9 protein-coding genes are annotated in these 13,930 nt (G+C 44.8%); 8 read left to right on the top strand and 1 reads right to left on the bottom strand.

From position 1 onward, the window contains the following. Nucleotides 1-401: 401 nt before the first annotated feature. From NSTC745_RS17735 to NSTC745_RS17725, 3 genes are all read left to right on the top strand, one after another. Entirely contained in the window at nt 402-644 is a 243-nt protein-coding gene (locus tag NSTC745_RS17735) for a helix-turn-helix domain-containing protein (protein ID WP_445638317.1), read from the top strand. A gap of 63 nt (nt 645-707) precedes the next feature. Continuing rightward, nucleotides 708-5,207, top strand: coding sequence for a PAS domain S-box protein (locus tag NSTC745_RS17730; protein ID WP_445638316.1), 4,500 nt, complete (start codon nt 708-710; stop codon nt 5,205-5,207). Nucleotides 5,208-5,682: 475 nt separating this feature from the next. After that, a complete protein-coding gene (locus tag NSTC745_RS17725; protein ID WP_445638315.1) occupies nt 5,683-6,444 on the top strand; it encodes a TylF/MycF/NovP-related O-methyltransferase in 762 nt (253 codons plus the stop codon). 390 nt (nt 6,445-6,834) lie between these two features. Here the strand turns inward: NSTC745_RS17725 and NSTC745_RS17720 are convergent, their stop codons facing one another. Next, nucleotides 6,835-7,140 carry a hypothetical protein gene (locus tag NSTC745_RS17720; RefSeq protein ID WP_445638314.1) on the bottom strand — a complete coding sequence of 102 codons (306 nt, stop codon included), beginning with the start codon at nt 7,138-7,140 and terminating at the stop codon, nt 6,835-6,837. Between the two features lie 635 nt (nt 7,141-7,775). On the opposite strand from NSTC745_RS17720, the gene NSTC745_RS17715 reads away from it, so the two are divergent. The 5 genes from NSTC745_RS17715 (at nt 7,776) to NSTC745_RS17695 (ending at nt 13,842) form a co-directional block, all read left to right on the top strand. Then, complete coding sequence (locus NSTC745_RS17715; protein WP_445638313.1) at nt 7,776-10,733, top strand: PAS domain-containing protein; 2,958 nt, start codon at nt 7,776-7,778, stop codon at nt 10,731-10,733. A 105-nt stretch (nt 10,734-10,838) separates the two neighbouring features. Next, a complete protein-coding gene (locus NSTC745_RS17710) occupies nt 10,839-11,084 on the top strand; it encodes a hypothetical protein (protein ID WP_445638312.1) in 246 nt (81 codons plus the stop codon). A 638-nt stretch (nt 11,085-11,722) separates the two neighbouring features. Further along, a complete protein-coding gene (locus NSTC745_RS17705) occupies nt 11,723-12,223 on the top strand; it encodes an anthrone oxygenase family protein (RefSeq protein ID WP_445638311.1) in 501 nt (166 codons plus the stop codon). Nucleotides 12,224-12,443: 220 nt separating this feature from the next. Beyond that, nucleotides 12,444-13,067: a class I SAM-dependent methyltransferase gene (locus NSTC745_RS17700; protein WP_445638310.1), complete on the top strand. Its 624-nt coding sequence runs from the start codon at nt 12,444-12,446 to the stop codon at nt 13,065-13,067. A gap of 199 nt (nt 13,068-13,266) precedes the next feature. Then, nucleotides 13,267-13,842: a hypothetical protein gene (locus NSTC745_RS17695; protein WP_445638309.1), complete on the top strand. Its 576-nt coding sequence runs from the start codon at nt 13,267-13,269 to the stop codon at nt 13,840-13,842. Nucleotides 13,843-13,930: the final 88 nt, after the last annotated feature.

The following is a 13,930-nucleotide window of genomic DNA, read 5'->3' as shown; positions in this document are numbered from 1 at the left end:
TAGGGTTGTTTAGCAATCCTATTTGATTTGTAAACTATTCGTACAGGGAGAGAGTAGCGAGTAGGGAATGGGGAGTTGATTTGTTTGTAACTTTTAACAGGATTGCTATATCTGTCACATTGTTTTTTTAAATTGGTGTTAGAGGCTATTGTTAACCAAAACAATTGTCAATTTGCAATTAAAATACAAAAAATTTTATATATCAAGTGAAGAAGGCACAAGCCTCTAAGGAAGTAATTTAGATGTGGCTTTAACCCCATCTAATTGCAATTTTTGTCAGGCAAACATTTCTGCTTCTTTGGGTAGAGACTAAAACAACAGGTTAATATGATATATTCTAACAGCAAGTATCGCACCTGCTATAGTGCGATATTTACATAGTAATCAAAGTATCCACGTTCATGACTGCAATCGAGAAGACAGAGCTTGCAGAGTTGATCCGTGAGACAAGAATGCGCCTTGAACTCTCACAGGTCAAGTTTGCAGAGAAACTGGGGGTTTCTTTCCATAGTGTTAATCGATGGGAGAACGGACGGACAAAGCCTTTACCACTGGCGATGAAACAAATTGAAGCATTACTCTACTCCTTGGGCGATCGCGGTGAAGACTTACTAGCCAGGTATTTTGCATCTGGGAGGAGTTGAAATTGTGCCCCGCGTGAAAACAGCAGTTGCAGAAGATGTCGAGTTTCAGCAGGAGGAATGATAATGCCACTCCGGTTTCTCTTGCTCGAAGACAATCCGTTGGATGCCAATATTGTTGAAGTCGCGCTTAGGGATGGCGGTATCGACTGCGAACTGCTCCAGGTGGAAACTCGTGCTGATTTTGCGGCCGCACTTTTAGAGAATGAGTTTGACCTGATTCTGGCAGACTATACACTACCGGAGTTTGATGGCATTAGTGCTTTAGAAATTGCTTGCCATCTACGCCCTGATGTGCCATTTATCTTCGTTTCTGGCAGTTTAGGTGAGGAATTGGCGATCGAAACCCTCAAACGTGGAGCCACAGATTATGTGGTGAAGGAACGGTTAGGGCGGCTAGTACCATCGGTGCAACGGGCACTGCGAGAAACCGAAGAACGCCGAGAACGCAAACGAGCAGAACTCATGCTATTCGAGCAGAAGCGACTGCTGGAGTTAATTGCTTCTGGACGCCCACTGAATGAATGCCTAAAAGCCATGTGTACCTCAATGTCTGAACTTCATCCAGGTACACGCGCCTGCTTTTTGCTGACTAATTCTCAAGGGACGATGTTTAAGAGTTCCATTACTCCAGACTTTCCATCGTCCTTTGGGGAAGGACTCAAGGATGCTCCAATCAACGATTTGTGCATTGGAACCTGCGGCGAGGCGGCGTATCGAGGCGAGCCGATTACCTGCGCTGACATTGTTAACGACGATCGCTGGTCGCAGGAATGGCGAAATTTATGTGCGGCTCACGGCATTTTGGCGTGTCATTCTAAGCCAGTAATGGGCGTGGATGGTGTAGCCCTGGGATCTTTGATGCTGTGCTTTGACCAATCGCGGATGCCTACTGGTTGGGAGTTGCAGCTGGCAGATTTTGGCACCAAAGTTGCCAGCATTGTGTTCGAGCGCGATCGCTCTTATCTTGCCTTGGGCGAATCCGAAGCCAAATATCGCACGTTGTTTGAATCCATCGACCAAGGTTTCTGCATCTGCGAAATGGTGTTTGATGAAAACGGAAAACCGATTGATTATCGGTTTGTTAAAGTCAATCCGGCTTTTGAAACGATCGCGGGGTTAAAACAAGCCACAGGCAAAACTGCGCGAGAACTCGTTCCCAATCTCGAAGCTTCTTGGTTTGAGATTTACGGCAAAGTGGTACTGACAGGCGAACCCATTCGATTTGAGGCTCAATCCATAGCCATGAACAATCGTTGGTTTGATGTCAATGCTTTTTGCATCGATGCCGCCCCAAGCCACAAATTCGCCATCCTGTTAGCCAACATCAGCGATCGCAAACAAGCCGAAGCCGAAATTCAACAACTCAATCAGCAACTCACTCAAAGCCTCAACGAGTTACAAACTTTGTTTGATTTATTGCCCATTGGTGTGGCCATCGCCGAAGATCTAGAGTGCAGAACAATTCGCGTCAATTCTTACCTGTCTAAATTGGTTCGAGTTCCGATGGAAGCAAATGCCTCTATGGGCGCTCCCGCCGATGAACACCCTCTGTATCGCCTATGTCGAGACGGCCAAGACATTCCAATTGCAGACTTACCGATGCAGTACGCAGCAATTCACAACACATCGGTGCAGGATGAAGTCGTAGACATTGTACATACCGATGGCACAGTTATTAAACTGCTCTGTTATGCTTCGCCGTTATTAGATGAAAACCACGCAGTCAGAGGCGTTGTAGGCGGATTTGTCGATATTACCGATCGCGAACTCTCAGAGCAGCAAATCCAACGCACTCTGCAAACACTACAAACCCTGATTGCAGCTTCGCCGTTACCCATTGTCATCATAGAACCAGATTGCATCGTGCAACTGTGGAACCCGGCAGCCGAAAGACTCTTTGGCTGGAGTGAAGCCGAAGTGTTAGGCAAACCCATTCCCATTGTACCGCCAGAGAAACAAGACGAATGTCGCCTAGTGCGAGAGGCAGTCAGCAACGGGGAAATCTTCTCTGGAGTCGAGACGTACCGCTGCAAACGCGACGGCTCAACCGCGATCGTCAGTATCTCGGCTGCCCTACTGGATGATAGCAATGCCATCGTACTTTTGTTTCAAGACATCACCGAGCGTCAGCAGGTAGAAGAGGCGTTGCGTTCGAGTCAGGCACAGTTGCAAACACTCTTCGACGAAGCCCCCCTTGGTGTCTTTTTACTTGACGAGGACTTCCGCATCCGGCAAGTAAATCCTACTGCATTGCCGGCCTTTGGAGATATTCCTGATTTGCTCGGTCGAGACTTCGAGGAAGTGATGCACATACTGTGGTCGCCAGCCTATGCAGATGAAGTTGTCCAACAGTTCCGCCACACGCTCCAAACCGGGGAGCCGTACTTTGTTCCAGAACGCATCGAGGAACGCCGCGATCGCGGGATAATTGAATATTACGAGTGGCGAATCAATCGCATTCCCTTACCAGAGGGTAGCTACGGCGTGGTTTGCTATTTTCGGGACATTTCTGCCCAAGTGTTGGCACGGATAGCGATCGCCGAGAGTGAATCTCGCTTTCGCCTCATGGTTGAAAGCGCCAAAGATTACGCCATCTTCACCCTCGACCTCAACGGCATCATTGCCAGTTGGAATTCCGGCGCCCAAAAGCTATTGGGTTACACCGAAACAGAAGCCATCGGACGCAACGCCCAAATCATTTTCACACCAGAAGATAACGAGCAAAAACAAGCCGAGTGGGAGATGGAAACTGCCTTAACCCAAGAACGGGCAGAAAACGAATGTTGGCATCTTCGCAAGGACGGAACCCAATTCTGGGCCAGTGGTTTAATGATGCCGTTACAAAGTGAAGCGGGGAATATACACGGGTTTGTGAAAATCTTGCAAGACAAAACTGCAAAGCGGCAAGCAGAGGAACGGTTGCATTTGCTGTATGAAATGACTCGCGATTTACTCGCCGCCGAACACCCCATGCAGTTGATGAACAACTTATTTAGCAAACTTTCACAGCAGCTAGAGCTACATTGCTACTACAACTACAGAGTTGAAGAAAAAGACAATCGACCGATGCTGCATCTCAAAAGCTATGCAGGGATTTCTGATGATGTGGCTCGTTCAATAGAATGGATTGAATTTGGTCGGTATGTGTGTGGACTGGTGGTACAACAGCAACGGCAAATTATCCTCGATGCAGGGCAAATTTCCACCCATCCTAACGCGCAACTGCTCAACTCAATGAAAATTACTGCTTATGCCTGTCAACCCTTAATCCTTCGAGGAAGGTTATTGGGGTCGCTGTCATTTGGCAGTTTCACGCGGACTAATTTTACCTTAGAAGAAATTAACCTGCTGAAATCCACCTGCGATCAAATAGCCATCGCCCTTGAGCGAGCAGATTTGCTGACTTCAATGCAGCAACAAGCCGAACAGCTGCAACAAGCCAACCGGATCAAAGATGAGTTTTTAGCCGTTCTGTCACACGAATTGCGATCGCCCCTCAACCCGATTTTAGGCTGGTCGCAGATGCTAAAAACAGGCAAACTTAACGAAGCTAAGACTGCTGAAGCCTTAAATGTCATCGAACGCAATGCCAAGTTGCAGTCGGAACTAATTGAAGATTTACTCGATGTCTCTCGGATTCTCCGAGGTAAACTCAGCCTGAATGTTTCCCGCGTCGATTTGGCGACGACGGTTCAAGCTGGGATCGAAACGGTACGATTAGCCGCCCAAGCCAAGTCCATTGAAATCGAGGCAAGGCTGGAACCAAATGTCGGGTTAGTATCAGGCGATGCCAACCGACTACAGCAAGTGATTTGGAACCTCCTCTCCAACGCCGTCAAATTTACCGACGTTGGGGGACAAGTTGAAATCCGCCTACAGCGCCTTGATGGTTTTGCCGAGATTAGCGTCAGCGATACAGGTAAGGGAATTCACCCTGACTTTCTTCCCCATGTCTTTGACTATTTCCGCCAAGAGGACGGGGCTACAACTCGAAAATTTGGAGGACTGGGGTTAGGGCTGGCCATCGTCCGTCATTTAGTCGAACTACATGGCGGCAGTGTTTGGGCAGAGAGTCCAGGGGAAGGCCAGGGGGCAATTTTTACTGTGAGACTGCCGAGTCTGGCGGATTCATCTCCAAGGAACCCAGATGGGCAACAGTCTGAGCCATCTCGGAATTTGCAGGGTATAAAAATTTTGGTGGTCGATGATGATACTGATACGCGAGAGTTTTTAACTTTCTTGCTACAACAGAACCAGGCAAATGTAACTGCGGTGGCCTCAGCCGTTGAAGCCATTGCCAGTTTAAGTGAGTCCGCGCCAGATGTGCTGGTGAGCGATATCGGGATGCCAGAGGTGGATGGCTATATGCTGATGCGGCAAGTAAGAGCTTTAGTGCCAGCACAGAAAGGACAAATAAAAGCCATAGCTCTGACTGCCTATGCCGGAGAAATCGACTACCAGCAGGCGATGTTGGCAGGCTTTCAATGCCATGTACCCAAGCCTGTGGAACCGGAAGTTTTAGTGAAAGCGATCGCAGATTTAGTTCAACAAGTTGGAAGTTAAGCAAAACCATAATGCATTCCTGGTTCTAAGAAACAAATCAGGAGGCAGGAGGGAAGTGGATTTGACTTGTTTCTTCCATCCATAAAGGAAGTGAGCGCGTCCGTAAACAGCTTCCGTCATCCACTTTTATCCTGCCTCCAAACTCGTCTTGCAGCGTTCCTGCCTTAAAAAGGGGGAACTAAAGTCTTTTGCCCCTTTTTAAGGAGGTTGGGCGCTCATATCTTGCACCTCTTTGTACAACCCCAAGGAACGTAAAAAGTTACGCGATAAGGCTATCTGATTTTTATCGCTAAATCAATGGCTTTGGGCTATTACTGAGTAATAAAAATACATCAGATTTTATCTATGCGAGATGTGAGTTAATCAAAATTTTACTTAGATTAGAAATAGAACTAAGGGTAGAAAACCTGATTTAATTAAACAAAGGCTATTAAGTTAGGCGGAGTCTTTACACCCACAGACTAAAAGGTTTCATATGGTTCAAACAGGAAGTCTGAAAAATAAAGTACGAAATCAAATACAAACTCTGGTTAATAACTTCAAAAAAATAGTTCATAAAGTTAAAACTCCTTTTAAATCACCAATACCAGAAATCGTAAATTTAGTAAGTGCAAATAAACTTAGCTATCTCTCCAAGGATGCTCTAAATGATTTATTTGAATGTGTGACTGAAATAGAAAAAAAAGGTCTTAATGGCATATTGATTGAACCTGGTTGTGCCTTAGGTGGGTCGGCTATTGTGATAGCTACAGCTAAGTCAAAATGCAGGCCATTGTTCGTTTATGATATATTCGATATGATTCCACCCCCTACGGAAAAAGATGAAGCTGATATTCATAAACGATATGAAGTAATAAAAAGCGGACAATCCGAAGGCATAGGAGGTGACATTTACTATGGCTACCAGAAAAACTTACTAGACAAAGTTGTAGAAAACTTTCGCACATATAATGTGCCAGTAGAGGAGAATAATGTCCACCTTGTAAAAGGACTTTTTGAAGATGTGCTACGTGTTGAAGAGCCAGTAGCTTTAGCACATATAGATGGAGATTGGTATAGCTCTGTTATGACTTGCTTACAACAGATTGAACCACACGTTATTAGAGATGGTGTTTTAGTTATAGATGACTACTATCGCTGGTCGGGATGTCGTAAGGCGGTTGATGAGTATTTTGCAGATAAGCGAGACAAATATAGGTTTGTACGTAAATCACGTTTGCATATTGTACGAAATTAGGTTTTTTTGGAATACATTATGCGAACAAAATGTTCTAGGTTAGCAGCACGATTTATGCCATCTGTGTTTCCCCTACCAGTTGATGGTACTAGCTTTTAAAGGTTTAGCAGACACAACGAAACGTTTTTGGAGCTTGCCATCATTACGTTTACGACTAATACACCACGACCAAATGCAGCCCTCGTTTTCTGTTATAAACGCTGATTAAACTGTTAAAAGACTTGAATTTTCCAAATTTTTCCAGAGTTGTCAGGTCGATAATCACCTGTAATATCATGTCCGCATAATTTAGTTATGCTAACCACAGTCATTATACCCCACCCCTAACCCCTAAGAGCTCGCGGGGAGGGGAGACAAAGCGTAGCTTTGGCGGGGTGGGGTTCTTCGGGTTTAATAAGCAATTAAGCGGACATGATATAAAAACGGTTTGCGCCCCTTTGGACAATCGGACAATATCTCCTGTATGATACACGCACTAGTTGTACGAATCACACTGCGTGTTGACCAATTATAGAGGTTGAGGAATCGACTTAAGGCGCTTGCAGACTTACATAACTCATGTCCGGGTAAAGGATAACCTTGTGCCGACAAAAATAATCCCAACATTGCCTCAAGGTTCTGTTTTTGATAGCCAAAGGGCATCAATGATACTAGGGCGTAAACTAGCTTTTGGGCGTGGGCAAGAATTGAAACCATTTTTCTTGGTTTTGTATAATGCTTTTCACGCCCTTTTTTCTCATATTTTGGGTTATGAGTGCAAATCCAAGCAAGGCGAGAGAATTTGGTCGTGCCTGCGTCCTTATTTCTCACGTTACATAACTATTACTACTGTTATATAATTTGCTTTTTCTTACGTATATAAATTCTCCCTTGTGATGTCACTTTTTTACACTCCTATTACCGTATTAGTGGTTTTTCTTGTTAGGTGCAAGATATAAGTAATACTAAATCCGCTTTGATGAACCCTCTTTCACCTGGCGACTAGAAGTCGCAGCTATACAAACTCTCGTCCGCCTCAGCAGACTAAAGAATAAAAGAGTGATTTAGCCGGATTTGGTATAAATAGTGTTAATTTGTTAGGTTTTGAAATTGCTTAGTCATTCATCAGGTTTGTCGATCGCTGACAGTTAAGTGTTAACCGTCAACAGTTAATAAAAAAGATGTGCTGCATCATACTATTTGACAAAATACCTGATACAAATGACTAGTCTCTAATTCTTTCCTCTGCGCTCCTTATTTGCATCAAAAATAAAGTTAAATAAACATTATTTAGATGCTCTCGGCAGTCGATCGCAGTTTTGACTTGTCCTTTCACCCTAGTTTTCAGCGGTATGCACGACTTTGTAATTAATTTGTTTAGCGGAGGCTCATTTATTCCTCACGGTCACTGCTACCTGTGGAAGCCAGGGTTAGTTTGGCTGCATATAATTTCTGATGCCATCATTGCCCTTGCTTACTATTCGATTCCGCTGGCATTGTTCTACTTCGTTCGCAAACGGGAAGATTTACCATTTTCTTGGATATTTTTGTTATTTGCCGCTTTTATTGTCTTCTGCGGTACGACGCACATTGCCGAGATTTGGACATTATGGCATCCTACCTATTGGCTATCAGGCATCCTCAAAGCTACAACTGCGATGGTTTCATTATTTACAGCGATCGAACTCGTACCGCTAGTTCCTCAAGCGCTAGCCCTGCCGAGTCCGCTGCAATTAAAGGAAGCAAACAAGGCATTATCCGCACAAATTGAGGAACGCTTGGCAGTTGAAAACCAACTAAGAAGGCTGCAAGAAGAATTAGAACAGCGTGTAGAGGCCAGAACTGCTGAACTGGTAGAAGTTAACCAGCAATTACAACAGGAAATCGATGAGCGGCATCGGGTGGAAGCTGCCCTGCGAACCAGTCGCGAGCGGTTAGTTTTGGCACAACAAGTCGGCAAAATCGGCACTTGTGAATGGAAGTTCCAAACCGGAGAATTGATTTGGACAGAAGAAATGGAAGCTCTATTTGGGCTGGCACCTGGAAGTTTTGAGGGTAGCTATGAGCATTGGTTAAAACGATTACACCCAGACGATCGCTCCAAGGCCCATCTTGCTGCCCAACGAACTGTCACGCAAGGAGCTGACTTCGACACCCAATGGCGGATTATCCTTCCTGATGGTAGAATTCGCTGGATAGCTGCTAAGGCAAAAATTTTTGCTGACGAAGGTCAGGCAAATCGTTTAATTGGGGTGAATATGGACATCACTGAATATAAGGAAGTCCAACAAGAACTCCAACAAACGCTACAAACCTTGAGTACGCTCATTCAAGCTTCGCCACTGCCGATTGTTGTCGTGGAAACAGACACCACCGTCAAGTTATGGAATGCAGCAGCAGAGCAATTATTTGGCTGGAGTGAAGCAGAACTTTTAGGTCGCCAGTTGCCCATTGTCCCAGAAGAAAAGCTCCAAGAATTCGACCAGCTACGAGAGGCTGTCACTAAAGGCGAAGTCTTCTTTGGTGTGGAAACCTATCGCTGCAAGCGTGACGGCTCAAATGTATTTCTTAACATTTCAGTGGCTCCCCTTTACGACGAGTGCGGTAACGTCAATGCAATTTTGCTGATTCTTCAGGACATTACTCAACGCAAGCAAGCACAAGCGGCGTTGCAAGATAGTGAAGAACGCCTCCGTTTAGCTTTAGTAGCGGGAAATCAGGGACTTTATGACCTAAATCTGCAAACTGGTGCTGCAATTGTGAATCCAGAGTATGCCCAGATGCTAGGCTACGAACCGGATGAATTTCAGGAAACTAATGCCAAGTTGCGCGATCGCCTCCACCTTGATGATGCAGCAGCGGTTTCTCAGGCTTATGATGATTGCATGGCGGGGAAACTTGATGAGTATCGAGTAGAGTTTAGACAGCGAACTCAAGCCGGAGATTGGAAATGGATTCTCTCGGTGGGCAAGATTGTATCCTGGGACAGCGAAGGAAAACCCCTGCGGATGTTGGGAACTCATACTGACATTAGCGATCGCAAAAGGGCAGAAGCCGAACGAGAACAACTACTTTTACGAGAACAAGCGGCACGCGAGCAAGCAGAAGCAGCAAACCGCATCAAAGATGAGTTTCTTGCGATATTGTCCCATGAATTGCGTACACCCCTCAACCCCATTTTGGGTTGGGCAAAGCTGCTCCGCAACTCCAACTTAGACGAACAAAAAACAGCTTACGCCTTAGAAACCATCGAACGCAATGCTCAATTGCAAACCCAGTTGATTGGCGATTTGCTGGATGTATCCCGGATTCTGCAAGGCAAACTCAGTTTCGATATTGCCCCTGTTAATTTAGAAACTACAATCTTAGCAGCAATAGACACAGTGCGCTTAGCTGCTCAAGCCAAGTCCATCGATTTACAATTTTCGATTATCGATTTGGGATTGGAAAATCCTGATATTAGTTCAAATAGCAAGCAATGTAGTAATCTCAAATCCGAAATCCAAAACCACAAATTTCAAGTAGCAGGAGATACAGCGCGCCTTCAGCAAATTGTCTGGAATTTGTTATCCAATGCAGTAAAGTTCTCTGACGTAGGAGGAAGCGTCGAGATACGTTTGGAACGTGTTGCTACTCAAGCTCAGATCGTCGTTAGCGATACAGGCAGAGGTATCAATCCTGAATTTCTGCCATACATATTTGACTATTTTCGTCAAGCAGATGCCGCCACAACTAGAAAATTTGGTGGATTAGGACTAGGTTTGGCAATTGTTCGCCATCTCACAGAATTACACGGTGGTATGGTGACGGCACATAGTTTAGGCGAAGGGCATGGAGCCACTTTTACGGTGAGGATACCACTAATCAAGACTGCTCTAGCAGATAATCAACTCAATTCGGATTCTTCATTAGATGTGTCTGCGGCTTTATCGCTGGCGGATATGCAAATTCTCATGGTAGATGATGATGCAGATACCCGCGACTATATCAGCTTCTTGTTAGAGCAAGCTGGCGCAAAGGTAACTTTAGCTGCATCCGCCCATGAAGCACTGCAACTATTAATACAATCACCTCCAGACATCTTAGTCAGCGATGTGGGAATGCCTGATATGGATGGCTATATGTTAATGCGCCAGGTAAGAAATCTGCCACCAGAACGGGGAGGAAATATAAAAGCGATCGCTCTGACTGCCTATGCTGGAGAAATGAATCGACAACTTGCCATAGCCGCCGGATTTGGCAAGCATATTGCCAAACCTGTGGTTCCACAGGAGCTAATAACGGCCATTGTAGAATTAGCCAAAGGATAAATCAAAAAAACTCATCCCAAGGCAAGCAACGCGATTTTGTAAGAATTCTGCGTTCAAAGCAGGAGGCAGAAGATAAAACTCCCCACAGTCAAAGGTTTCGCCCTTGTGGATTTTATATTTAATTATCTCCGCTTACTTACAACTCAATTGCAAGTCGATGCAACAAAGGTGCGAGTCGATGCAACAAAGGTGCAAGTCGATGCAACAAAGGTGCGAGTCGATGCAACAAAGGTGCGAGTCGATGCAACAAAGGTGCGAGTCAATGCAACAAAGGTGCGAGTCGATGCAACAAAGGTGCGAGTCAATGCAACAAAGGTGCAGGTCGATGTATTTACAGCTTTTTTCAGGTAAATAGACCACACGGTAGGGGCTTTAGCATTGCTCATTGGTGTCAACTTAACGTGAAACCCTGATGAAAACGTGATGAGCAAGTTCTACTTACCATCAAGATCCGCGTTACCCCACCCCGGCTTTGCTGACGCAAAACCTCCCCTCCCCTTGGCAAGGGGAGGGGTTGGGGGTGGGGTAAAACGATTGTGGGGCAACAGTTTGAGCTTAAATTGACACGTATGAGCAATGCTAAAGCCCTTACGACAGATGTGGTTCAAATACATGAAAACTGCTGTAACAATGCAGGAGGGGTCATCATATCAAGTACGGTTGATTAGTTATAATTCCCGTAATCTATGCAGAAATCAGAAAACCCTCTTTCCCCCTGCTCCCTGCGGTCTTAATAATAAGTCTTTTACCGAACACGATATGACCGCAAGATTTTGATAGTTGCACAAGAATCAAATAGTTAGAAAATAAATTGTTTTCCTAATCTAAAGAAAATTAATTCAATTCAGAAGAAGTATGGCACATTAATTGGCATTGGTTCGATTTCATGTGGTGAAGGAAACGCATTCTCTTGTTAAACAATGTAAGTTAACATCGATCGCCCATTTCTGAAGCATTTGCTAATCAGTCATCTGTATGTAGGAGTATTTATGACAACTGTTGACTACTTGCCTTTTGCATTAAAACTTTTCACTGCCTTGGGCTGCGGACTAGTGGCGGGAGTCTTCTTTGGTTTTTCAACTTTTGTCATGAGCGCTCTTGCTCGACTTCAGCCCAGAGAAGGCATTATTGCCATGCAATCGATCAATATCACAGCAATCAATCCCTTATTTATGGTGGCGCTGTTTGGAACGGCTTTGGCTTGCCTATTTCTGGCGATCGCTTCATTTTCAAAGTGGCATCAGCCTGGTGCGGCGTACTTATTGCTTGGTAGTTTGCTCTACCTCGTTGGCACTATTCTAGTGACCATCGTCTTCAATGTACCGTTGAATGATGCGCTGGCGATCGCTAAACCAGATAGCCCTGAAGGCGCAAATCTATGGGCTAGATATCTTACGAACTGGACACTCTGGAACCATGTCCGGACAATAGCAGCGTTTGGAGCAGCAACATTACTGACAATGGGACTGTGCGATCGAACAGTGCGCTAAGTTGTCGCCCATTTAACGCAGTACATATTTTCGGGCTGGCTGTTGAGGGTTGACTGTTAAACGTATAGTTAGGATAATTCTACTTTTGAGTTAACTTCTTCGAGAAAGAGAACGGGGAATAGGCAATGGGCAACAGTAAGCTTTGTTAGTTAGGCGCTTTCTTTGTTGCCTGTTCGTTCCCTCTCCCCCCCGAAGGTCTAAATCAACAACCACACGAAATATGAGTGTTCAAGCCGCATACGATAATTGGTCAACTACATATGATGCTGACGAAAACTTGACGCGCGATTTGGATCGAATCGTTACTAAAGAAACCTTAATGGGTTTGAGATGTAAATCAGTCGTTGAAATTGGCTGTGGCACAGGCAAGAATACGCTACTGCTGTCACAAATTGCCCAAACAGTCTATGCAGTAGATTTTTCAGCATCGATGATCGAGAAGGCGAAACAGAAAGTGAATTCAGCCAATGTAATGTTCGTTACAGCAGATATCACAAACCAATGGATTTGTAGCAACGAATCGGCTGATTTAATTACCTGCAATCTCGTTCTAGAACACATCGAAGATTTATCATTTATCTTTTCAGAAGCATACCGCGTACTTGTTACAGGAGGATACTTTTTCATTTGCGAACTTCATCCATTCAGACAATATGGAGGCACACAAGCTAATTTTCAAAGAAATCAAGAAGTGATTCAAATTCCAGCATTTGTACATCACCTCTCAGATTTTGTTCAGGCAGCAAAAAATCATGGTTTCCTGCTTGAGGATTTCAACGAGTGGTGGCACGAGCAAGACCAAAATAAACCACCTAGACTTGTATCTTTCTTGTTCAAAAAGTGAAAACAAGAGGAAGCACAGGAGGAAAATTCGGCTGTGATTTTCGCTCTCAAAATTGGATAATTTAATTTTTGGAACTCCCTAACCTCGCTACACTAAGGATGGTAAGTGCATATTCATATGAAATTGTCAATGGCTATATCTAGTGCATTTGTAGTATGCTGAATCTAGAAAAGTACTCAGCATTTGTCAGGAGATATCTTTGTCAAAAATCAACTTTTCTGTCTGGTTAAAACAGCACCGCGCGATCGCTGGAGTCATGCTACTCGCGATCGCTATTACAACCTGGAATAATTCTGCCAAATCAGAATTAGCTTCCGCCAACAGCCCATTAGTTACAAATCTCATCGCCTCCACTCCAGCCCCATCCCCAGCCTCTCCCACACAAAATGCTGCTGATACCAAGCCGCTTGAGCAACAAGCAGTCCAAGTTATTCGTGAGTATTACAATGCGATCGCCCGCCAAGACTATAAACAAGCCTACTCAGCTTGGGATGGAGATGGAGCTGCTAGCAAGCAGTCATTTGAGAGCTTCAAGCAGGGTTTTGCCAACACTGCATCCGTTACTGTAGAGGTTGGAGAACCAGGTAGATTAGATGGGGCAGCAGGCTCGTCATACATTGAAATTCCAGTTACTGTTACTGCTGTCACCATCAATGGAACTCCGCAACGATTTCACGGTACTTATGTGCTGCGACGAGTCAATAACGTTCCTGGCTCAACTCCAGAGCAGCAAAGATGGCATATCTACTCCGCGAATATTACTCAAGCCAATTAAATACAACAGCGTGCGTAAATATTTGTAGTTGGGATGAGGTAGGGGAGGCAGGGGGGCAGGGGGAGATGCAAGAGATAAGAATGAAACT

The organism is Nostoc sp. DSM 114161, assembly GCF_052692665.1.
The sequence above is the reverse complement of the archived record's forward strand: the minus strand, read 5'-3'. Positions and strand labels throughout refer to the sequence as shown.